Raw genomic sequence first — 22,008 nt, 5'->3', positions numbered from 1 at the left:
CTCAAGGGACTTGGGGCGGAGGACCACGAGACCTCCGCCCCTCGCCATTTTCCGTGCCCTTGCCGACCGGCTCAGTCGTCCCGCCGGGCGGGGTCGGGCGTCTTGTAGGAGGGGTCGAGCTCCTCGATGGCGCGCATGGCGCCGCCCAGCGTCTTCACCAGCAGCTCGCGCATGGTGTCGCGGGACAGCTCGGGGCGGTCGATCCAGTCGAGCGTGGCGCCCTCCACGCTGCACACCCAGGCGAGCAGGCCCATACGGGCCAGCGGGGCGATGTCGACGTGGCCGTACGCCCCCTCCGCGAGGGTCGCCACGATCGCCTCGCGCACCCCGTCCCGGACAGCGTGCACCTCGGCGTCGAAGCCGACGCCTCCGCTGACGATGGTGCGGTAGGCGGCCTGGTTGTGCTCGGCGTAGCGGAGATAGCTGTCGATGGTGCGGTGGACCCGGTCCACCGGCTGCAGCTCGCCGCCGCTCGCCGCGTAGGTGACCAGGTCGGCGACGGAGTCCTGGATGATCGCCAGGTAGTAGCCGCGCTTGGACTGGAAGTAGTAGTAGATGAGTCCCTTGGCGACATGGGCCTGTCGGGCGATGTCGTCCATGGAGAGCGCGTCGTACGACGTGTCGGCGAACAACTTCCGCCCGATGGTGATGAGTTCGGCACGACGCGCCACGGAACGCTCGGTGCCGCGGGCCCGGGGACGGGCCGCGTCACGCTGTTGACTGATATTCAATTTAGACCCTGTTGTTCAACGGGCGGCGGGACATCCGCAGTATGGCAGACCTTCACCAGCTGCTTGTTCGAGTCTGATCGACTCCGGTGAACCCGCTCGACAACAGGGTCGGTATTTGTCCGAACAAAGCGCCCCGTGTGCGTCAGCTCACAGCAGTCCGAGCTGGGTGACGAGCATCGCGACGACCACGACAAGGATCCAGCCCATGGCGTGCTCGAGGATCTTGGGGCCGTCGTCCTTGGGGCCACCGGTGCGGACCCGGGTGGCTGTGGCTGAGTGCGCGGTCATATCCCCACCATGCCACCGGGAACGGCCCCTCCGGCGGAGACGTTGCTCACAGCACCCCCGCCGCCGCGAGTGCCGCCCGCTGGCGCGGGGTCGGACACGCCGGGAAGTAGAGGTAACAGACGCCGCCGGTGCCGGAGACGACCTTGCCCGCGGCGTTGTACCGCTTGGTCCGCAGCCAGATGTTCTCCCACTCGCGCCGCTTGTAGACGCGCCGGACCGCCTGGTTGCTCGGCGAGTTCGGGTCGTTGGCGATCACGTCGCCGTCGGGGGTGAACCCTATGACGGTCATCAGATGCCCGGCGGTGCCGTACCCCGCCCCGGTCAGCTCCTCCTTGAGGAAGGACTGGGACGTTATGGCCGGGACGCCGGCCGCGATCAGCGCCTCCAGGTCGGTGAGCGAGCCGAGCCGGGTGACGACACCCTGGAGATCCTTGAAGGTGGCCGCGTAGGCGGCGTTGAACGGCCAGTTGCCGCAGCCCTCGTACTGGTAGTCGAAGGTGAACCGGGCCGCATGGCAGACCTGCGGGTCGGCGAAGGCCGGATCGACCCAGGCCAGCTGCTCCGGGGTGAGGCGCCCGCCCCAGTACTCGATGATCATCTGCGAGGAGGTGGGGCTGCACCAGGCCTCGCCGCCGTTGTCGTACTCCGGGTACTGGCCGATGTGGATCTCCTGCGAGTACCGCGGGACGATCAGCTCTCGGGCGAGGCCCGGCGTGGAGGCCGGGACGGTGAAGCGGTCGGGGACGTCGGAGCCCATGGCGCCGGCCCGCCAGACCTTGGGGGTGAAGTTCGTGCCGGGCTTGCGGTAGAGGGTCAGCCGCAGTCGGTACGAGGCGAGGCGCAGCCCGCTGGCCGGGTCGTCGACGGCGAAGGTGTCCGTCCAGACGCTGCTCTTGCCGTCGCTCTGGTCGTCGACCGAGGTCCGCCGGATGTCCTGGTCACCGGCGGCCCAGCGGCCCAGCACGTACCAGGGGGTCGCGGTGCCGTCGGAGTAGGTGCCCCCCAGCTCGATCTGGAGCCAGGTGCCGTCGGGGGTGTGCGCGTTCCAGGACGCGATCGCCTCGGTCGCGGGGACGGTGAGGCGGTGGACGGGGGACGTCCAGGTCGCGTACTCCCAGCGGGTGGTCTTGCCTGTGTGCGGGTCGGTGTAGTCGGTGACGCCGAGGGGCTTGTCGATCACGATGCCGGGGCGGGCGCCCGCGACGGCACGCGTGCCCTCGGCGGTGCCGCGGCGCCAGTCGGCGTAGGTGGTCCAGGCGCGGTTGTCGACGGTGCGGGCCGGGGCGTCGGCGGCGGCCGGGGCATCGGCGCCCTCGTCGGCGGCGGCCGAGCCCGCGCTGCCGGCGACGGCCGCGGCGACGGCTGCGGTCAGGACGGCTCTCCGGGACGGCTGTTCGGCTCTGCTCATGGGCGGAAGACTCCCAGGTGTCCGAGTCGGCAAGGTCCAATGCACGGCTGTCCGCCAACTATGGCTGCAGGCGGCACCGTCTGCCAGCACTTCGGCCCCTGGCGCGCCTACCAATATTGGTCTCGACCACTGGCGCGAAGCGCGACGGCTGTCCGCCCCAACCTCCTTATGGGCAGGGCGAGATGAGCGAGCCGGGTCTCGGCGTACGTCGCTGCAACGGCGTACGCCGAGACGGTGACAGATCGTCAGACGAGATCCATGGCGGCCACCTCGTCCGGACGGCCGTAGCTGACCGGGCCGTGGAAGCGGCGGCGGGCGGTGGTGAACCACCACACCGTGGCCACGGCCAGGACGACGGCCAGGGCGATCGGCGCGTAGTTGAAGGAGTGGGCGGTGATCGGTGAGGCGTGCGGCAGCATGAACAGGACGCTGCTGAGCAGGATCCAGATCACGGCGACGGCCCCGACCGGCCGTCCCCAGCGGCCCAGGTGCCAGGGGCCCGGCTGGAACTCGTCCCCCAGTCGCAGCCGGAGCAGGATCGGGACGGCGTAGGCGAGGAAGAGCCCGACGACGTTGACGCTGACGATGGCGGTGAACGCGGTGTTCGACCACCAGCCGGGAAGCACGAGCGTCAGCGAGCAGGCGACCGCCAGCCACACCGCCTTGACGGGGGTGCGGGTGCGCGGCGAGACCGAGTGCCACCAGCGGGAGCCGGGCATCGCGCCGTCCCGGGAGAAGGCGAAGATCTGCCGGGTGTTGCTGGTGAGATTGGCGAGGCCGCAGAAGAGCATGGCGCCGATCACGATCAGCAGGAGCGCCTTCGCGGTGCCGAGACCGAGCCCGTCGATCAGGATCTGCACGGGCGGTGCGTCGGCACTCGCCACCCGGTCGTAGTCACGAATGCTGTAGACCAATGCGAGCATCAGCAGTAGTCCCGCGATCGCCGAGAATCCGATCGCCCGCGTGATCCCCCGCGGCGCGTTGACCGTCGCCCGGACCGTTTCCTCGGACATGTGGAAGCTGCCGTCGAAGCCGGTGAAGGTCCAGCTGGTGACCAGCAGACCGAGCATCCCGCCGTAAAGGCCGCTCGTGAAACCGGTGTTGTTCACGAAATGCGTGACGAAGGAAGCCGACTGATGATGTTCGGGCATGACGATCAGCGCGCTCACGATCACCACGAGTCCGATCAGCAGCCACCACACGGAGATCCGGTTCAGGACGGCCACCAGCTGCACGGTGTAGGTGTTGGCGAGCCCCTGGAGCACGATGATCAGGGCCGTGATCAGCACCGTCCGGTGCGGGGTCGGCTCGTACGAGGGCCACTGCAGGGCGATGAAGGCCTGGAGGAAGGTGGCGGCGGCGTACCCGGTGGCGGCCGTGCCGCCGACCTGGCCCACGAAGTTCAGCCAGCCGGTGTACCAGGACCAGGCGCCCTTGTGCCGTTTGGCGAGTTTTCCGGCGGAGAAATACAGCGCGCCGCTCGTCGGATAGGCCGAGGCGACTTCCGCCATTGATGCTCCCACGAAGAGCACCATGACGGAGACGCCGATCCAGCCGAAGACGAGAATTCCCGGCCCGCCCGCATTCAGGCCGAAACCGATTCCCGAGAAGATACCCGAGATGATGTTGATGATGGTGAACGAGATGGCGAAATTGTCGAACGCCTGAAAACGCCGTGTGAGTTTTCTCGGATAACCCATGGCGTGCAGGGTGGCATCGTCGTCCAGCTCGATCGGAACCGCTCCCCCGCGCGCTGTGGCACGCGGAGCCGTTATCCCTTCTGACACGGAAACGGACCTTTCTCTTGGTGGGGGGTGGTGGTACGTCAGGCGGTCGGCACCGGCAGCCCGCAGGCGCGGCGCGCCCGGGACAGCTGCTCGGCCGGGTCACCGAAGACGGACCAGGGCATACGGGAGGCGTACGGACCCATCGCCGTGAAGGCGGCGCGTGCCTCCTCCTCGCGCCGGGCCATGACCAGGGCGTGGGCGAGGTAGGCCAGGTCGAGGACGGGGGTGGAGCAGTACTCGGCCACCGCGGGCAGCCAGTTCTCGTGGATCGCCAGCGCGGTCGAGGTCCACTGCGGCTGCTCCCAGACGCGGTCGGCGAGCAGCCTGGTCGGGTCGTAGCACTCGACCAGGGCGACCAGGGGCAGCAGGCGCAGCGGTGAGTCGGCGGGCGCGCGCTGGCCGAGGAAGGCGGCGACGTCCCAGGCGGCGGTCACGGAGCCGCCGTACCGGGTGAAGAAGCAGGCCAGGAAGCGGTGGTGGGCCTCGCGGTGCCAGGGGTCGAGCGAGAGGATGTGCGCGAACAGGCGCCAGGGCCCGGGCGGTGCCGTGAGCAGCCCGCGCGGCGCCTGGTCGCGCAGCCGGTGCAGCCGGGCCATGGCCAGCTTGGCCACCCAGGGCGTGGGATCGGCGGGGGCGGCCGAGGCAGCCCGCTCGCAGGCCGCCAGCGCTATCCGCTCCAGCGCCTCGGTGCGCGGGTCGCGGGCGTCGGCCGCGCGCAGCGCCCGCAGCACAGCCACCCGGGCCCACAGCAGGGCCGCCTCGGGGCCGGGCACCTCGGCGACCCATCGCTCGGCGAGATCGGAGTCGGCGGCCTCCGAGGCGAGCACGAGGGAGCGGTGGGCGCGCAGGCCATGGTCACCGCGAGTTTCGGCCAAGGCGTCGTGGGCGCTCAGATAACGGCCGGCCCGGACATCGACGCATACGCTCGCGAGCACGCGGTCGTCGGCCGCCGGATGCCACACATACTGCCCTTCGAATAACCCCGCGGCCATCTGTCCCAGCCCATCCCCCGTTACGACACCTCACAGTTGCACACAAGGAACCTTACTCATCTCGCGACTCAACCGGAACGCACATTTCGGGGTGGCGTCCGGAGTTTTTCGGCGGCATTGAGGTCGGCCGGGGCTAGTTCAAAGCGACACCTTTTCTCATTCCGGCCCGCCCCCCTGGACACCGCCCCGCCCCGGCAACCGCTTTCACTCCCGACTAGAATGTTCCAAAGAAATATGCCGCCCCCCACTTCACTCCAGGGAAAAACGATTCACGACCTCGCCACCCGGCTCCGCCGCCTCCCCCCGTCCTGCGGCCCCGTCCGCCTGGTCGCCGTCGACGGGCACGCGGGCTCCGGAAAGTCCACGTTCGCCGGGCAGTTGGCCCGGGCGCTGGGCGACGCCCCCGTGCTGCACCTCGACGACATCGCGAGCCATGACGAGCTGTTCGAGTGGACCGGGCGCCTGCTGAGCCAGGTGATCGAACCGCTCACCCGGGGCGAGACCGCCCGCTACGCCCCCTACGACTGGCGGGCCCGCCGCTTCGGACCGCCCCGCCCCGTGCCGCCCGCCCCGGTGGTCGTCATCGAGGGCGTCGGCGCCGGCCGTCGCGCGCTGCGCCCGCATCTCGCCCAGTTGCTGTGGATGGAGCTGCCGCACGAGGAGTCCTGGACGCGGGGCCGCTCACGGGACGGGGAGGAGCAGCGGGAGTTCTGGCGGGGGTGGGTCCGGGCGGAGCAGAAACACTTCGCCGACGACCCTTCCCGGCCGTTCGCCGATCTTCTGATTCGGCAGTGCGGCAAGGGGTATGAGGTGACTACTGGGCCTGCCGGGACGGTTGGACCGGACCAGCCCCTCACGCAGGGTGACGACCCATCGGCAATGTGCTGAACTTGTGAAGAGCCTTGCGGGATTACTTCCCGGAGTGCTTCAACTCGGCTTGACCCGGGGGCCGTACAGGACTTACGTTCTCAATGTGCGGCCAATCGAGGTCGCCCCCTTACGCGAAGCCCCCGGTTGTTCCCCCGTGATCGGGGGCTTCGTTCTGCCCTCACTCCACATTTCGCGCGCTGTGAGGCGCGATTCGCTCACCCTCGGTCACCGAGCGCGGTGCACGCGATCTGCTCCCACCTCGTCAAACGGCCTGTGCGACACCCTGGGGCGGGCATGCCCGCGCAGGTACGATGCCCTCGGTGCGACCTACGAACGGCTGCTCTGCGCACCGTTGCAACTCCGGTCCGCGGTACGGCGGTTCGAACAAGGCGGCCCCGGGCGACGGCCCGGCGGTCAACCGACGGGGGCACGGTTTGTGGGGGACTTGATGGACTTCGGCATGCAGGGGCCCGAGGCCCCGGCCGACCTCGCCTGGCTGCGAGGTGTGGATGCCTACACGATGGGGGCCTATCCGCAGGCGGAGGAGGAGTTCCGCACCGCGGTGCGGATCGATCCCGGGATGGCCGACGGCTGGCTCGGGCTGCACGCGCTGCGCGTCGACACGACGACCGCGCTGCTGCGGATGTTCCGCCACCGGGACCGCTTCGGGGAACAGCGGACCCGGCACCGGCGCACGCTCAACTCCTGGTACTGGCTGGGCTGGTGGGTGCAACCGGTCCTGGAGAGCCCGCGCGACCTGCTGCTGTCCCACGCCTCGCACTGGCTGGACGGCCGGCACGTCCCGGAGCTGGACCGCGCGCTCGCCGGGCTGCCGCCCGTGGACACCGACCACCAGGTCCGCTTTCTGCACGCCTGCCGCGCCTACCTGGTCAAGGACTGGGAACAGCTGGTGCGGCACACCGAGCCGCTGCTCGACGACCCGCTGCTCGGCATCGAGGCGGGCCTGTTCGGCGGCATGGCGCGGGTACGGCTGGAAATGTACGGCCAGGCCGAGCCGCTGTTGTCGGCCGCGCTGATGCGCTGCCGCAGCGAGCAGCCACAGCGCAAGGAGCTGCGGTACTGGCTGGCCCGGGCGCACGAGGGCACGGGCAGGTCCGCCGCGGCCTTACCGCTCTACCGCGCCGTGCACCGTGTCGACCCCGCATTCATGGACACCTCGGCCCGGCTCGCTGCCATCGCCGAGGGCGACGGGTACGACGACCCCACCGACCTCGCGTCGATCACGCTGGCCGGGATGGGGCAGGACGTGGTCGACGGTCCCGACGGGTTCGATCCGCTCTTCGGCACCGAGGGGCGCGACCTCAGGCTGCCGGACGCCGAGCTGCCGCCGACCGGTCCGCTGCCGTCGGTGATCGATCCGACGGTGCGCGAGAAGACGGCCGTGGGGTCACAGCCGCTGCCCGCCGGGCCCACCGACCCCGGGTTGCTCGAGGAGGCGCTCGCCGAGCTGGAGCGCATGGTGGGGCTCGAACCCGTCAAACGCCAGGTCAAGGCGCTGTCCGCCCAGTTGAACATGGCCCGGCTGCGGGCCGGGCAGGGGCTGCCGGTCCAGCCGCCGAAACGGCACTTCGTCTTCTCCGGCCCCTCGGGCACCGGCAAGACCACGGTCGCCCGCATCCTGGGCCGCGTCTTCTACGCCCTCGGACTCCTCGGCGGCGACCATCTCGTGGAGGCCCAGCGGGCCGACCTCGTCGGCGAGTACCTGGGCCAGACGGCAGTGAAGGCCAACGAGCTCATCGACTCCGCGCTCGGCGGGGTCCTCTTCGTGGACGAGGCGTACTCCCTGTCCAACTCCGGCTACGGCAAGGGCGACGCCTACGGCGACGAGGCTCTTCAGGTGCTGTTGAAGCGGGCCGAGGACAACCGGGACCACCTGGTGGTGATCCTGGCCGGCTATCCCGAGGGCATGGACCGCCTGCTGGCCGCGAACCCCGGTCTGTCCTCGCGCTTCACGACCCGCGTCGACTTCCCCTCGTACCGCCCCCTCGAACTGACCTCGATCGGCGAGGTGCTCGCCACGGAGAACGGGGACGTGTGGGACGAGGAGGCGCTGGACGAGCTGCGGTCGATCGCCGGGCATGTGGTCGATCAGGGGTGGATCGACGAGCTGGGCAACGGACGGTTCCTGCGGACGCTGTACGAGAAGAGCTGTGCGTACCGGGATCTGCGGTTGACGACCTATCCGGGGGCGTTGACACGGGACGACCTGTCGACGTTGCGGCTGCCGGATCTGATGCAGGCGTACGGCGAAGTGTTGTCGGGAAGGGGCCCGCAGGACCCGTCCGCCATGTGAGGCGGACGGACGGGTCCTGCGGCTCCCGCTATCCGGCCAGCACCCCTTCCGGCTCCCCGCTGCTCACCCGCGGCCCGGTGACCCGCACTTCCGGCAGCTCCCGGTGGGCGGGGTCGCGGACCTCGCCCACGAGCAGTTCCAGGACGTCCTCCAGCGCGACGAGCCCCAGCACCTTGCCGGAGGCGTCGGCCACCTGGGCGAGGTGGGTCGCGGCGCGGCGCATGACCGTGAGGGCGTCGTCGAGCGGCAGTTCCGACCGGAGCGTCGTCATCGGGTGCCACACCTGCTGCGGCACCGCGCGTTCGGACTCCTCCAGGTCGAGTACGTCCTTCACGTGCAGGTAGCCCATGAAGGCGCCGTTCTCGGCCGCGACCGGGAAGCGGGAGTACCCGGTGCGGGCGGTGAGCGCGACGATCTGGCCGGGGGTGACCGACGGGCTGACCGTGACCAGGGACTCGCGGGTCAGCAGCACGTCCGTGACCGGGCGGGAGCCCAGTTCCAGGGCGTCCTCAAGGCGTTCCTGCTCCTCGGGATCGAGCAGGCCCGCCTGGCCGGAGTCCTCGACGAGCCGGTTGAGCTGCTCGCTGGTGAACACCGCCTCGACCTCGTCCTTCGGCTCGACGCGGAAGAGCCGCAGGATGGCCCGTGCGACGGCGCCGAGGGCCACGGTGATCGGCCGGCAGAAGCGCGCGAACCAGACCAGCCCGGGGCTGAGCCACAGCGCGACCTTCTCCGGGGCGGCCATCGCCATGTTCTTCGGCAGCATCTCGCCGACGACCAGGTGGAAGAAGACCACCGCGGCGAGCGCGATGACGTAGGTGAGCGGGTGGATCATGCCGTGCGGCAGATGGATCCACTCGAACACCGGCTCCAGCAGATGCGCCACCGTCGGCTCGGCGACCGCGCCGAGCGTCAGCGAGCAGAGCGTGATGCCGAACTGGGCCGCCGCCATCATCTGCGGCAGCCTCTCCAGGCCGTACAGCACCTGCCGGGCCCGCGCCGTGCCGAGCGGTTCGATCTGGCTGCGGCGGACCGACACGAGGGCGAACTCGGCGCCCACGAAGAAGCCGTTGGCGAGCACGAGCAGCCCGGCGAAGGCGAGTTGGAGCACGCTCATCGGGCGACCTCCACCACGGACCCGGTCCGGACCAGCCGGACCCGCTCGGCCCGGTAGTGGCCGACCCGGCGCACCGACAGCCGCCAGCCCGGCAGCTCGGCCTTGTCACCGACGGCCGGGATGCGTCCGAGCAGGTCGGCGACGAGTCCGGCGACGGTCTCGTACGGCCCCTCGGGCACGTCGAGCCCTATGCGCAGGAGGATGTCGACCCGGCAGCTGCCGTCGGCGTCCCAGGCGGGCCTGCCGTCCTCGGGCTGGGCGGCGGCGAGTTCGGGCAGGTCCTGCCCGTCGTGCTCGTCGCGGACCTCGCCGACGATCTCCTCGACGATGTCCTCCAGCGTGACCACACCGGCCGTGCCGCCGTACTCGTCGACGACGACCGCGATGGGCTGCTCGCTGCGCAGCTGGGCGAGGAGCGGCTGGACCGGCAGGGTCTCGGGGACCAGCAGCGCCGGGCGGGCGATGCGGCCGACCGGGGTGCGCAGCCGGTCACTCGAACGGATCGCCAGCGCGTCCTTCAGATGGACCATGCCGACGATCTCGTCGATCTTCTCCCGGTAGACCGGGAAGCGGGACAGACCCGTGGCACGGGTCAGGTTCACCACGTCCTCGGCGGTCGCCGACGACTGCAGCGCGCTGACCTTCACGCGCGGGGTCATGACGTGCTGCGCGGTCAGTTCGGCGAGGGACAGGGTCCGTACGAAGAGGTCCGCGGTGTCCTGTTCCAGCGCGCCGGCCTGGGCCGAGTGCCGGGCCAGGGAGACCAGTTCCTCGGGGGTGCGGGCGGAGGCCAGCTCCTCGGTGGGCTCGATGCCCAGGGCGCGGACGAGGCGGTTGGCGACCGAGTTCAGCCCGGCGATCACCGGGCGGAACAGGCGCGCGAAGGCGTGCTGCGGGCCGGCGACGAAGCGCGCGACCTGCATCGGCCGGGACACCGCCCAGTTCTTGGGCACCAGCTCGCCGATCACCATCTGCACGGCGGAGGCCAGCAGCATGCCGACGACCACGGCCACTCCGGACACCGCGCCCTCGGGGATGCCGATCGCGGTGAAGGGGCCGCCCAGCAGTTCCGCCAGCGCCGGTTGGGCGAGCATGCCGACGACGAGGGAGGTGATGGTGATGCCGAGCTGGGTGCCGGAGAGCTGGAAGGACAGTTCCTTGAGTGACTCGACGACACGGTGGGCCCGTCGGTCGCCCTCGGCGGCGGCCTTCTCGGCGTCCGTCGCCTCGACCGTGACCAGGCCGAACTCGGCGGCCACGAAGAAGCCGTTCGCGAGGATCAGGAGGAACGCGGCTGCCAGAAGCAGCAAGGGGATGGTCATGATGCCGCCGCCCCGGTATGTCGGGAGGGGGCGGCGCAGGTACTACAGGACGATCCGTCCATCGCTGGAGGGAATCACTCCTCGGGTAGCAGGGGGCCTCTGAAGCCCGGTGGGCACATCAGTGGCGGAGGCGCCAGAAATACGCCTCCGCCAACAGATTAATCAAGACATGGGGATTTACGGCAGGGCGAACGCCCTTGAGTCAGCCCGGTTGGTCCCCCGGCTCCTTGACGGCCCGGGCCTCGGCCAGGGCCCGCAGCGCGCGTGCGTCGGCGATGGCGTGCTGCTTGGCGATGCCCGGCTGGATGCCGAGGGCGGGCAGGCTGGTGCCGTCGCTGAGGTTGAGGAACACCCAGGGATCACCCGGGCGGAGGTTCACCTGAACGATCTCGGCCCACTCCAGACGGCGCTTGGTGGCGATGTTCACGACGGTGACGCCGGACTCGTCGGCGACGACCTTGACCCTGGCCAGCATGGCCAGCACGCCGAACATCAGGGCCGCGGTGAAGATGAAGCTGAGGCGCTCCCCCGGGCCGAGCTTCTCCAGCAGCAGCGCGACCGCCGTGATGACGACGAAGATCGCGACGCCCGCGGTGAGCAGGACGGCCCGGGTACGGCCCGGCCGGAACGTGACGGGCAGGGTGGGCAGTTCGGAGGACATCGGTGTACGGCCCCTCGGCTCAGAGGCGGCAGGCGTGGATGGCCGTGGTCAGGATGGCCCGGGCGCCGATGTCGTACAGGTCGTCCATGATCCGCTGGGCTTCCTTGGCCGGAACCATCGCCCGGACGGCGACCCAGCCCTCGTTGTGCAGCGGCGAGACGGTCGGCGACTCGAGACCCGGGGTGAGGGCGACGGCCTTCTCCAGCTGCTCGACGCGGCAGTCGTAGTCCATCATCACGTAGGTCCGGGCGACCAGGACGCCCTGGAGGCGGCGCAGGAACTGCTGAACCTTGGGTTCTTCGCCGTCCGCGCCGGTGCGGCGGATGACGACGGCCTCGGACTTCATGATCGGGTCGCCGACGACCTCAAGGCCCGCGTTGCGCAGCGAGGTGCCGGTCTCGACGACGTCCGCGATGACCTGGGCGACACCGAGCTGGATGGCGGTCTCGACGGCGCCGTCGAGGTGGACGACGGAGGCGTCGATGCCGTGGTCGGCGAGGTGCTTGGCGACGATGCCCTCGTAGGAGGTGGCGACCGTCTTGCCGTTCAGGTCCGCCAGGTCGTCGCCGACGATGCCCGGCTTGGTGGCGAAGCGGAAGGTGGAGCGGGCGAAGCCCAGCGGCAGGATCTCCTCGGCGTTGGCGCCGGAGTCGATCAGCAGGTCGCGGCCGGTGATGCCGATGTCGAGCTGGCCGGAGGAGACGTAGATCGCGATGTCACGGGGGCGGAGGTAGAAGAACTCGACCTCGTTCTCCGGGTCGACGATCCGCAGTTCCTTGGACTCGCGGCGCTGCTGGTAGCCGGCCTCATGCAGCATCTCCGCCGCAGGGCCGGACAGGGAACCCTTGTTGGGGACGGCGATGCGCAGCATGAGGTCGGCTTCCTTCGTTCGCTCTTGGTGGTGGGTTGGTTGCTGGTGCTCAGAGGTGGGCGTACACGTCGTCGAGGGAGATCCCGCGGGCGACCATCATCACCTGGACGTGGTACAGCAGCTGCGAGATCTCCTCGGCAGCCGCTTCCTTGCCCTCGTACTCGGCGGCCATCCAGACCTCGGCGGCTTCCTCGACGACCTTCTTGCCGATGGCATGGACGCCCTTCTCGACCAGTTCTGCGGTGCGGGAAGTGGCGGGGTCGCCCTGGGCGGCCTTGTGCTGGAGCTCGGTGAAGAGCTCCTCGAACGTCTTCTTGGACATGGTGACGCTCAGCTTAGGCCAAATACTGGATTCGTCAGCGCCAGGGTTCGGATACTGAGCGGAGGGTCGCCGCGGTCGCCACCGCCGCCGTCACCGCCTCGTGCCCCTTGTCCTCGTTGGAGCCCTCGATGCCGGCCCGGTCCAGGGCCTGCTCCTCGGTGTCGCAGGTCAGCACGCCGAATCCGATCGGCACGCCGGTCTCGACCGACACCTGGGTGAGGCCCTGGGTCACGCCCTGGCAGACGTACTCGAAATGGGGGGTGCCGCCGCGGATGACGACGCCGAGGGCCACGATCGCGTCGTAGCCGCGCCCCGCGAGGACCTTGGCCACCACCGGGAGTTCCCAGCTGCCGGGGACCCTCAGCAGGGTCGGCTCGTCGATCCCCAGGTCGTGCAGGGCGCGCAGTGCGCCGTCCACCAGACCGTCCATCACCTTCTCGTGCCACTGCGCCGCGATGACCGCGACCCGCAGGTCACCCACATTGCGTACGGACAGTTCCGGTGCGCCCTTGCCGCTCACGTTCTCAAGTCTCCTCGGTGTGCTCTTACTGGTTGCTGCAGGTGGACAGGGCGGCCTCGGGCGCCGGGTCCAGCCAGGGCAGGTCGTGGCCCATCCGGTCGCGCTTGGTGCGCAGGTACCGGAGGTTGTGCTCGCCCGCCTGTACGGGCATCGGCTCCCGCTCGGTGACCTTGAGGCCGTGAGCGAGGAGCGCGTCGGACTTGTCGGGGTTGTTGGTCAGCAGGCGGACGCCGCGCACGCCCAGGTCGGCCAGGATCTGCGCGCCGGCGCCGTAGTCGCGGGCGTCTGCGGGCAGGCCGAGTTCGAGGTTGGCGTCGAGGGTGTCGCGGCCGCGCTCCTGGAGCTCGTACGCGCGCAGCTTGGACATCAGGCCGATGCCCCGGCCCTCGTGTCCGCGCAGGTAGACGACGACTCCCCGGCCCTCGGCCTGGATGCGCCCCAGGGCCGCCTCCAGCTGGGGGCCGCAGTCGCAGCGCTGGGAGTGGAAGACGTCGCCGGTGAGGCACTCGGAGTGGACGCGGACCAGTACCTCCTCGCCGTCGCCGATCTCGCCGTGGGCGAGGGCGACATGCTCGACGCCGTCGACGGTGGAGCGGTAGCCGTACGCCGTGAAGGCGCCGTGGGCGGTGGGCAGATGGACCTCGGCCTCGCGGCGGACGGTGGGTTCGGCCGTGGGCTCGGACAGGACCGGCTCCTGCTCGGCCGGCTCCGGCGCGGCCTGCTCGCGCAGTTCGGCGCCGCGGAGGTGGGCGATCAGGTCCTCGATGGAGATGATCGTCAGGCCGTGCTTGCGGGCGAACGGGATCAGCTGGGGCAGCCGCAGCATCTCGCCGTCCGCACCGGCGATCTCGACGATGGCGCCGGCCGGGCGCAGCCCCGCGAGCCGGGCCAGGTCGACGGCGGCTTCGGTGTGGCCGTTGCGGACGAGGACGCCGCCGGGGCGGGCGCGCAGCGGGAAGATGTGGCCGGGGCGGACGAGGTCCGACGGCTGAGCCGTGCCGCTCGCCAGGAGCTGCAGCGTGGCGGCGCGGTCGGAGGCGGAGATGCCCGTGGTCACACCGTGCGCGGCGGAGGCGTCCACGGACACCGTGAACGCGGTCTTCATCGACTCGGTGTTGTCCTCGACCATCTGCGGGAGCCCCAGCCGGTCCAGCTCCTCGGGCTCCATGGGGGCGCAGATCAGGCCGCGGCACTCGCTCATCATGAAGGCGACGATCTCGGGGGTGATCTTCTCGGCGGCGACGACGAGGTCGCCCTCGTTCTCCCGGTCCTCGTCGTCGACGACGACGATCGGGCGGCCCGCGGCGATGTCGGCGATGGCCTGCTCGACGGGGTCGAGGGTGAGGTCCTCGGGACCTTCGGTGCGGTACAGGATCGGTGCCGTGGTCATGCCGGCGCTCCTTCCAGGACGGGCCGCGTGTCCTTGCGGGAGCGCAGCCACCAGTCGCGCATGCCCCACAGGACGAGTGCGCCGTAGATGACGTAGACGAAGCCTGAGAAGGCGTAGCCGTTGGCGAAGTTGAGGGGGACGCCGACCAGGTCGACGAGCAGCCAGGCGAACCAGAACTCGACCATGCCGCGCGCCTGGGCGTACATGGCGACGATGGTGCCCACGAAGATGTAGGCGTCCGGCCAGGGGTCCCAGGACAGGGTGGGGTACGCCTCGAAGAGCAGCGCCACCGCGACGGTGCCGGCGGCTGCCGCCGCGGCCATCGCGCCGCGTTCGCGCCAGGTCGCGAAGCGTACGGCGATGTGGCCGTCGCCCCCGTCTTCGGCCCGGCCCTTGCTGCGGTTCCACTGCCACCAGCCGTACAGCGCGACGACCATGACGACCGCCTGCTTGCCCGCGCTGCCGGTGAGATGGCCGAAGAAGGCACCGAAGAGGATCAGGCCGGCCAGGAACTGCACGGGCCAGGTCCAGATGGAGCGCCGCCAGCCGAGCGCGAGGGCGGCGAGGCCGAAGAGGTTGCCGACCATGTCGGACCAGAGGATGTGCTGGCCGAACAGGACGAACGCCTCGGCGTTCAGCGAGTTCACTTGGCCGCCGTCCCTTCCGGGGAGAGGCGGTCGCCCAGCATCCGCTCGACGTACTTGGCGATGACGTCGACCTCGAGGTTGACCGGGTCGCCGGGCTGCTTGAGGCCGAGCGTGGTCAGGTCGAGGGTGGTCGGGATGAGGCTGACGGTGAAGTAGTCGGGCCCGGCGTCGACGACGGTGAGGCTGATGCCGTCGACGGTGATGGAGCCCTTCTCCACGACGTACCGGGAGAGGTCCGCGGGGAGCGAGATCTTCACGATCTCCCAGTTGTCGGAGGGCTTGCGCTCCAGTACCTCGGCGGTGCCGTCGACGTGTCCCTGCACGATGTGGCCGCCGAGGCGCGCGCCGACGGCGGTGGGGCGTTCGAGGTTGACTCGGGAGCCGGCGGTGAGAACGCCCAGGCTGGAGCGGTTCAGGGTCTCGGCCATGACATCGGCGGTGAACTCGTCGCCCTCGTGGTCCACGACCGTGAGGCAGACGCCGTTGACCGCGATGGAGTCGCCGTGCTTCGCGCCGTCGGTGACGACGGGGCCGCGCACTCGGAAGCGACAGGCGTCGTCGAGGGTCTCGACGGCGGTGATCTCGCCCAGCTCTTCGACGATTCCGGTGAACACTTCCCGGGTCCTCCTGCCACATTGGGGCACGGACTCCGGGGCCTGTCGATGACGACAGAATGTACGAGCAGGGACACCGGGGGCGACGCCGGACAGGGCTCGCCACATGGACGAACCGGTACGGCGGCGCGCACGAATGCCCGCCCGCCGCGCACTGCCTCCCATCCGGACTTTAACCGTCGGTCCAGGAATTTCACCTGGTCAACCGGCCGCTGGAGGCGACCGGGTCGCGGACTGTAACCGCCGGTTCGGACTTTCACCGACCCCGGAGTGCGCTGCTTCTGGTACAGGGCCAGTGTGCCACGCCTGATCGGCGTCCATACGGGCGGACGGTGTGGGGTGGCTCACAGGCTCTCTTACTGGACTTCCCGACCGGATTGCCGCATCCCAACTCCCGCGCGCGGAGCCACTCTTGAGATTGGTCCATACCTATTGACGCTATGGTCTAGTCCTCTCTAGGGTGCGGGAAACCGGCGGGACCGGCGAGACCGGCGGGAATCTGCGGGAACCCCCTCCCCCTGTCGGACCTCTTCAAGATCGGACCTCCTCCAGCGGGTCATGCACGGACCCCGCTCAGACGGCCCGGCGGCGGTGACGACGGCCCTTGCCCGCCGCCGGGCCCCCCAACTCCCGCCGCCGACGGCTCTGACAGGGTGAGGGGCGTGACGACAGCGACCGCCGACGAGTTCGAGACGCATCGCTCCCGGCTGTTCGGCCTGGCCTATCGCATGCTGGGCTCGGCCGAGGAGGCGGAGGACACCGTCCAGGACGCGTATCTGCGCTTCAGCGGCGCCGACCGGGGCGCGGTCGAGCACCCGGCGGCGTGGCTCGCCAAGGTCGTCACCAACCTCTGTCTGAACCGGCTGACCTCGGCCAGGGCCCGCCGCGAGCAATACGTCGGGCCCTGGCTGCCGGAGCCCGTGGTCACCTCCGACGGCACCCTCGGACCGCTGGAGTCCGCCGAGCGGCGGGACGCCGTGTCGATGGCGATGCTGGTGCTGCTGGAGCGGCTCACGCCGACCGAGAGGGCCGTCTATGTGCTGCGGGAGGCGTTCGCGTACGGCCACCGGGAGATCGCCGCGGTGCTGGAGCTGACCGAGGCCAACTGCCGGCAGCTGTACCGGCGGGCGGTGCGGCGGGTCGGGGAGCCGGAGGCGCGGTTCGAGTCGGCGCCCGAGCGGCAGGAGGAGCTCGTCGCGTCGTTCGTCGCGGCGGCCCGGGAGGGTGATCTGGCCCGGCTGGAGAAGCTGCTGGCGGCCGACGTGATCTGGTCGAGCGACGGGGGCGGCAAGGTCGCGTCGGCCCGGCGGCCGGTCGAGGGCCGGGAGAAGGTGTCCCGTTTTCTGCTGGGCCTGTTCCAGCGGTTCGCGCAGGGCCTGGACTTCGCGACGGCCGAGGTCAACGGCGGGCCGGCGGTGGCCGTGTGGGCGGGCGGCACGCTCCTCGGCGTGGTCGCGTTCGAACTGCGCGACGGCCTCGTCGTGCACGCCCGGGCCGTGGTGAACCCGGACAAGCTGACGTTCGCGGGCCGTCAGCTGGCCGGGGTGTAGGGCCGTCTGTCACATTCCGCACCGGGTACTCGGTCCCAGCTGACGAGGGGCGCTCCGTCCGGGGGCGCCCGGCGTCCGAAGGGACTGAACCGACATGACCACGATCCTGGTGACCGGCGGCACGGGAACGCTGGGCCGACTCGTCACCGAGCGGCTGCGGGCGGACGGGCACGAGGTGCGGGTGCTCAGCCGGCACGCCCAGCCGTACGCCGTCGACCTGCGCAAGGGCGGACCGGGCCTGGACACGGCGGTTGAGGGCGTGGACACGATCGTGCACTGCGCGACCTCGCCGGGCGGTGGTGACGAGAAGGCGGCCACGCATCTGATCGCGGCGGCGCGGGCGGCCGGTGTACGGCACCTGGTGTACATCTCGATCGTCGGCATCGAGCGGGTGCCGTACGGCTACTACCGGACCAAGCTCGCCGTGGAGGGGCTGATCGAGGAGTCGGGGCTGGGCTGGACGGTGCTGCGCGCGACGCAGTTCCACGACCTGCTGCTGAGGGTGTTCGGGATCGTGTCCAAGCCGCCCGTGATGCTGCTGCCGGCCCGGGTGAAGGACCAGCCCGTCGAGGTCGCCGAGGTCGCCGACCGGCTCGCCGAGCTGGCCCTGGCGGCTCCGGCCGGGCGAGTCGAGGACATGGGCGGCCCCGAGGTACGGACCCTCGACTCCCTGGCCCGCGCCTACCTCAAGGCGACGGGCCGCAGGCGACTGGTGGTGAGCGTGCCGCTGCGGGGGAAGGCGTACGGGGGCTTCCGCTCGGGGGGTCATCTGGCGCCGGGGCATGCGGTGGGTAATGGGACGTTCGAGGAGTTTCTGGGGCGGCGGTTTGGGGGTGGGCGGGGCGTCTGAGCCGGGGGGGGCTGCGGGGCCGTGTGGTCTGGCCCGGAGGGGACGGAGGCCGCGCGGTCTCACCCAGGGGGCACGGTAGGCGTGCGGTCTGGCCCGGAGGGGGACGGTGGCCGCGCGGTCTGGCCCGAAGGGGAACGGAGGCCGCGCGGTCTGACCCGGGAGGCACGGTAGCCGCGCGGTCTGACCCGAAGGGGGAACGGAGGCCGCGCGGTCTGGCCCAGGGGGCACGGTAGGCGTGCGGTCTGGCCCGGGGGAGGCTGCGGTGGCCGTGCGGTCTGGCCCGGAGGGTGCACGGTGGCCGCACGGTCTGCTCCAGAGGGGGCGGGGCCGTGCGGTCTGCTCCAGAGAGGGACGGGGGCCGTGCGGTCCGACCCGGAGGGGCAGGTAGCTGTGCGGTCTGACCCAGGGGAGGCTGCGGTGGCCGCGCGGCCTGACCCGGGGGGCCGCAGCAAGGCCACAGTCCGCCCCGGAGGTCCCAAAGCGCCCCACGGTCCGACCCGCACGCCCCACAACGACCCCACGGTCCGACCCAAGGCCCCGCGCGGCCTTACGGCCCCCGGCAGGTCACCGGTCCGGCGGAGTGAACAACTCGTCCTGTGCGGCGTCCCGTGCGGTGAGCAGCGCTCCGCGCAGGACGGCGGCGCCGCCCAGGCCGCTGGGCCGCACGATCGTCGCCAGGGGCGACATCCGCCGGATCCGCTCCTCCACCCGCCCGGCGAGCTCCTCCCCGCCGGCCTGTCCGACCTCCCCGCCGAGGACCACACAGCCGGGGTCGAGGATGGCGACGACGGAGGCGACGCCGATGGCGAGGCGGTCGGCGAGGGCATCCAGGAAGCGGGCGGCCGACGCGGGGGCATAGTGGGGCGGGGCGGCAGGAGCCGCGTCGCGGTGCGGGGTGATGGGGGCCGCGGTGGCATGGGCGCGGGAGGATTCCGCGGAAGCTGCCGTACCGGAGAGGCGGGACGACTCCGCCGAAGCTGCCGTACCAGAAAGCCGGGACGACTCCGCGGAACCTGCCGTACCAGAAAGCCGGGACGACTCCGCGGAACCTGCCGTACCAGAAAGCCGGGACGACTCCGCGGAACCTGCCGTACCAGAAAGGCGGGGCCCTGCGCCGGACGCGGCGGGTCGGTGATCGGCGCGGCCCGCTCCGGCACGCACCATGGCGTCGGCCACCTCAGCCTGGCCGCCCGAACCGTCGGGGGCGCCCGTAGCCCCGCTGTGCGACGGCCGCCGGTCCCCGTCCCCCGTGCCCTCTGCGCTGCGCCCCGCCCGCCGATCCTCGCCCCCCGCGCCCTCCCCCTTACTCGCCACAACCCTCGCCACCGCACCCCTGACCACCCCTGCGGCCGACGGCTCATGCACAGCGCCGCCCTCCACACCCAGCCCGTGCTCCCGCGCCAGCTCCACGATCGCCGCCGACCCCGCCAGCGAATGGAATCCCCCCTCGCAGTCCACCGCCGAGGGCAGCGCCGAAGTCCCCGGTACCGGCAGGAACCCGATCTCGCCGGTACCGCCGGAGGCCCCGCGGCGCAGGGCGCCGTCGAGGACCACGGCCGCGCCCGTGCCGTGGCCCAGCCACAGGAGCACGAAGGTGTCGCGGTCGCGGGCGACCCCGTCGCGCTGTTCCGCGAGGGCGGCGAGGTTGGTCTCGTTCTCGACGTTGACGCGGGCCTCGGGGAGCCGTTCCTGCAGGGCTGCCACCAGGCGGCGGTGCCATGCGGGCAGGCCCGAGGAGTCGCGCAGCTCACCGCTCGCCGGGTCGATGAGGCCCGGGGCGCCGATGCCCACCGTATGGAGCCGGTCGGCCCCCGCCTCCTTCACGACCCGCTCCACCAGCGCCACCGCCTGCTCCACCGCGGGCCCGGTCTCCATGTCGCCGCCGATCGGCACCGACGCCTCCGCGAGCACGGCCCCGACCAGGTCGGACACGACCACCGAGACGCCCTCGGTACGGACGTCCAGCGCCGCCAGCTGGGCGCGGCCGACGACGATGCCGTACAGCTTGGCGTTCGGCCCGCGCCGCTGCTCCCCCGCCTCGCCGACCACCTCGATCAGGCCGGCGTCGGTGAGGCGCTCGACGAGGTCGGCGACGGTCGGCCGGGACAGGCCGGTCAGCTGCTTCAACTGCCCTGCCGTCAACGGGCCTTCCTGCTGGAGGAGCCGGAGGGCGAGCCGGTCGTTGATGGCCCGGGCGGTGCTCGGGGATGCGGGCATGCCGGGATCCTTCCAGATCGGCGGGGCCGGGCGGAGCACGGCCGGACGACGGCAGCGAGCGGACCACACGGGTGAGGGGGCCGGGCGGCCGTAAAGGACTCTATCTATCAGGCAGGCTTCCTGATAGTTTACGCGCGGCCTACGCATCGAGCGCGGACAGCGAGGATCTGGAGGGGTCGGACAATGAGTGAGGTGGTCTACGACCTGCGCGAGGTGAGGCGCGCCCGGTACGCCGTGGCGGCCGTCTTCGCCGTGCACGGTGCCGTCACCGGCTCGTTCGCGACGCGGGTGCCGTGGATCCAGGACCACGCCGGGGTCAGCGCGGGCCAGCTGGGGCTCGCGCTCGCCTTCCCCGCGCTCGGCGCGTCCGTGGCGATGCCGCTCGCGGGCAGCATCAGCCACCGCTTCGGCGCCCGGAACGCCCTGCGCGGACTGATCGCCCTGTGGACGCTCGCGCTCGTCCTGCCCGCCCTCGCCCCCAACATGCTGACCCTCTGTCTGGCGCTGTTCGTCTACGGCGCCTCGGCCGGCATGGCGGACGTGGCGATGAACGCGCTCGGCGTCGAGGTCGAGAACCGGCTGGACCGGTCGATCATGTCCGGGCTGCACGGCATGTGGAGCGCCGGCGCCCTGGTCGGCTCGGCGGCCGGCACGCTCGCGGCCCACCTGGGCGCGGACGCCCGGCTGCACCACGCGCTCGCGGCGGCGACCCTCACCCTGCTCGGCGTACTGGCCTGCCAGTGGGTGCTCGACCTCCAGCCCGCCGAGGACGAGGAGCCCCCGCCCCGGTTCGCGCTGCCGCCCAAGTCGGCGCTGCTCATCGGCGCGGTCGGGTTCTGCGCGGTCTTCGCGGAGGGCGCGAGCCTGGACTGGTCGGCGGTCTATCTGCGGGACCAACTGGACACCTCGGCCGGCCTCGCGGCGGCGTGCACGACGGGCTTCACGCTCACCATGGCGGTCGCCCGGATCGCCGGCGACAAGGTGGTGGACCGCTACGGCGCCGTGCGCACGGTCCGGTTCAGCGGCGTCCTCGCCACGCTCGGCGGCCTGCTCATCGTGGTGTCGGACCGGCCGGCCCTGGCGATGGCCGGGTTCGCGCTGCTGGGTCTGGGCATCGCGGTGGTCGTGCCGCTGTGCTTCGCGGCGGCGGGCCGCAGTGGCCCGAACCCCTCGCTGGCCATCGCGGGCGTCGCGACGATCACGTACACCTCGGGGCTCGTCGCCCCGAGCGCGATCGGCGGGATCGCCCAGGCCACCAGTCTGGTGGTGTCCTTCTGCCTGGTCACCGTGCTGTCCTCGGGGCTCGTCGTGTTCGCGCGCGTCCTGCGGGCCGGCGACCGCGACCGCCCGAAGGTCAGCCGCCCGGACGCGGCGGTTCCCGACCCGCGGCCCTGAAGAAGCCCTCACCGCGCGGCGCGGGGCCGCGAGCACATGCGGGACACCTGGGAAGGACGAGGTGACCAGTTGGCTCCCGCCGTCCTGAGCGGGCGCTCAACAACCCTGATCGGGCCTGGTCGGAACGGGCTGCGACGTCCCT

The 22,008-nt window shown here is 71.3% G+C and carries 19 protein-coding genes, 2 pseudogenes and 1 riboswitch; of the genes and pseudogenes, 5 read left to right on the top strand and 16 right to left on the bottom strand.

From position 1 onward, the window contains the following. Positions 1-71: 71 nt before the first annotated feature. The 5 genes from ACIA8X_RS42480 to ACIA8X_RS42460 all read right to left on the bottom strand — a co-directional run bounded on the left by ACIA8X_RS42480 (position 72) and on the right by ACIA8X_RS42460 (position 5,206). The gene (locus ACIA8X_RS42480) at positions 72-731 is read right to left on the bottom strand and encodes a TetR/AcrR family transcriptional regulator (protein ID WP_399460559.1); all 660 of its coding nucleotides are present in this window, start codon (positions 729-731) and stop codon (positions 72-74) included. Positions 732-878: 147 nt separating this feature from the next. Further along, positions 879-1,019, bottom strand: coding sequence for an SCO1431 family membrane protein (locus ACIA8X_RS42475; protein WP_393461476.1), 141 nt, complete (start codon positions 1,017-1,019; stop codon positions 879-881). A 46-nt stretch (positions 1,020-1,065) separates the two neighbouring features. Further along, a complete protein-coding gene (locus tag ACIA8X_RS42470) occupies positions 1,066-2,427 on the bottom strand; it encodes a peptidase C39 family protein (RefSeq protein WP_399460558.1) in 1,362 nt (453 codons plus the stop codon). A gap of 245 nt (positions 2,428-2,672) precedes the next feature. Further along, the gene (locus ACIA8X_RS42465) at positions 2,673-4,127 is read right to left on the bottom strand and encodes an amino acid permease (protein ID WP_393461556.1); all 1,455 of its coding nucleotides are present in this window, start codon (positions 4,125-4,127) and stop codon (positions 2,673-2,675) included. Positions 4,128-4,252: 125 nt separating this feature from the next. After that, positions 4,253-5,206: a hypothetical protein gene (locus tag ACIA8X_RS42460; protein WP_393461480.1), complete on the bottom strand. Its 954-nt coding sequence runs from the start codon at positions 5,204-5,206 to the stop codon at positions 4,253-4,255. 234 nt (positions 5,207-5,440) lie between these two features. Here ACIA8X_RS42460 and ACIA8X_RS42455 point away from each other — a divergent pair, with 234 nt between their 5' ends. Both ACIA8X_RS42455 and ACIA8X_RS42450 read left to right on the top strand, forming a co-directional pair. Continuing rightward, the gene (locus tag ACIA8X_RS42455) at positions 5,441-6,094 is read left to right on the top strand and encodes a uridine kinase (RefSeq protein ID WP_393461482.1); all 654 of its coding nucleotides are present in this window, start codon (positions 5,441-5,443) and stop codon (positions 6,092-6,094) included. A 430-nt stretch (positions 6,095-6,524) separates the two neighbouring features. After that, positions 6,525-8,390 (top strand): AAA family ATPase, encoded by a 1,866-nt coding sequence (locus ACIA8X_RS42450; RefSeq protein WP_393461484.1) that lies wholly within the window; start codon positions 6,525-6,527, stop codon positions 8,388-8,390. A gap of 28 nt (positions 8,391-8,418) precedes the next feature. Here the strand turns inward: ACIA8X_RS42450 and ACIA8X_RS42445 are convergent, their stop codons facing one another. The 9 genes from ACIA8X_RS42445 to ACIA8X_RS42405 all read right to left on the bottom strand — a co-directional run bounded on the left by ACIA8X_RS42445 (position 8,419) and on the right by ACIA8X_RS42405 (position 15,854). Next, positions 8,419-9,507, bottom strand: coding sequence for a hemolysin family protein (locus ACIA8X_RS42445; protein WP_393461486.1), 1,089 nt, complete (start codon positions 9,505-9,507; stop codon positions 8,419-8,421). Then, positions 9,504-10,829: a hemolysin family protein gene (locus ACIA8X_RS42440; RefSeq protein ID WP_393461488.1), complete on the bottom strand. Its 1,326-nt coding sequence runs from the start codon at positions 10,827-10,829 to the stop codon at positions 9,504-9,506. Before ACIA8X_RS42440 ends, ACIA8X_RS42445 begins: the two co-directional genes overlap by 4 nt. A 202-nt stretch (positions 10,830-11,031) precedes the next feature. Next, entirely contained in the window at positions 11,032-11,490 is a 459-nt protein-coding gene (locus ACIA8X_RS42435; RefSeq protein ID WP_393461490.1) for a PH domain-containing protein, read from the bottom strand. 19 nt (positions 11,491-11,509) lie between these two features. Continuing rightward, positions 11,510-12,361, bottom strand: coding sequence for an ATP phosphoribosyltransferase (hisG, locus tag ACIA8X_RS42430; RefSeq protein WP_393461492.1), 852 nt, complete (start codon positions 12,359-12,361; stop codon positions 11,510-11,512). Positions 12,362-12,410: 49 nt separating this feature from the next. Beyond that, a complete protein-coding gene (locus ACIA8X_RS42425) occupies positions 12,411-12,683 on the bottom strand; it encodes a phosphoribosyl-ATP diphosphatase (RefSeq protein WP_003988914.1) in 273 nt (90 codons plus the stop codon). 34 nt (positions 12,684-12,717) lie between these two features. Next, entirely contained in the window at positions 12,718-13,203 is a 486-nt protein-coding gene (gene ribH / locus ACIA8X_RS42420; protein ID WP_126390041.1) for a 6,7-dimethyl-8-ribityllumazine synthase, read from the bottom strand. A gap of 25 nt (positions 13,204-13,228) precedes the next feature. Beyond that, on the bottom strand, positions 13,229-14,593 hold the full coding sequence (locus ACIA8X_RS42415) for a bifunctional 3,4-dihydroxy-2-butanone-4-phosphate synthase/GTP cyclohydrolase II (protein WP_399460557.1): 1,365 nt from the start codon (positions 14,591-14,593) through the stop codon (positions 13,229-13,231). Then, positions 14,590-15,240 (bottom strand): nicotinamide riboside transporter PnuC, encoded by a 651-nt coding sequence (locus ACIA8X_RS42410; protein WP_399460556.1) that lies wholly within the window; start codon positions 15,238-15,240, stop codon positions 14,590-14,592. The genes ACIA8X_RS42415 and ACIA8X_RS42410 overlap by 4 nt, the downstream gene beginning before the upstream one ends. After that, on the bottom strand, positions 15,237-15,854 hold the full coding sequence (locus ACIA8X_RS42405) for a riboflavin synthase (RefSeq protein ID WP_399460555.1): 618 nt from the start codon (positions 15,852-15,854) through the stop codon (positions 15,237-15,239). The genes ACIA8X_RS42410 and ACIA8X_RS42405 overlap by 4 nt, the downstream gene beginning before the upstream one ends. 147 nt (positions 15,855-16,001) lie before the next feature. Beyond that, a riboswitch (FMN riboswitch) is annotated at positions 16,002-16,132 on the bottom strand. Positions 16,133-16,516: 384 nt separating this feature from the next. Here ACIA8X_RS42405 and ACIA8X_RS42400 point away from each other — a divergent pair. After that, the gene (locus ACIA8X_RS42400) at positions 16,517-17,404 is read left to right on the top strand and encodes an RNA polymerase sigma-70 factor (RefSeq protein WP_393461501.1); all 888 of its coding nucleotides are present in this window, start codon (positions 16,517-16,519) and stop codon (positions 17,402-17,404) included. Positions 17,405-17,498: 94 nt separating this feature from the next. Then, positions 17,499-18,254 carry an SDR family oxidoreductase gene (locus tag ACIA8X_RS42395; RefSeq protein WP_393461503.1) on the top strand — a complete coding sequence of 252 codons (756 nt, stop codon included), beginning with the start codon at positions 17,499-17,501 and terminating at the stop codon, positions 18,252-18,254. Between the two features lie 564 nt (positions 18,255-18,818). Here ACIA8X_RS42395 and ACIA8X_RS42390 read toward each other — a convergent pair. Beyond that, positions 18,819-19,088, bottom strand: a pseudogene (locus ACIA8X_RS42390) (ROK family protein); the annotation flags it as partial. A 483-nt stretch (positions 19,089-19,571) separates the two neighbouring features. Beyond that, positions 19,572-20,471, bottom strand: a pseudogene (locus tag ACIA8X_RS42385) (ROK family transcriptional regulator); the annotation flags it as partial. 183 nt (positions 20,472-20,654) lie between these two features. Between ACIA8X_RS42385 and ACIA8X_RS42380 the strand changes: the two are divergent. After that, on the top strand, positions 20,655-21,866 hold the full coding sequence (locus tag ACIA8X_RS42380; RefSeq protein WP_393461505.1) for an MFS transporter: 1,212 nt from the start codon (positions 20,655-20,657) through the stop codon (positions 21,864-21,866). Positions 21,867-22,008 lie beyond the last annotated feature (142 nt).

The sequence above is a fragment of the Streptomyces sp. NPDC051738 genome (assembly GCF_044453205.1).
In the GTDB taxonomy this organism is placed as follows: domain Bacteria; phylum Actinomycetota; class Actinomycetes; order Streptomycetales; family Streptomycetaceae; genus Streptomyces.
The sequence above is the reverse complement of the archived record's forward strand: the minus strand, read 5'-3'. Positions and strand labels throughout refer to the sequence as shown.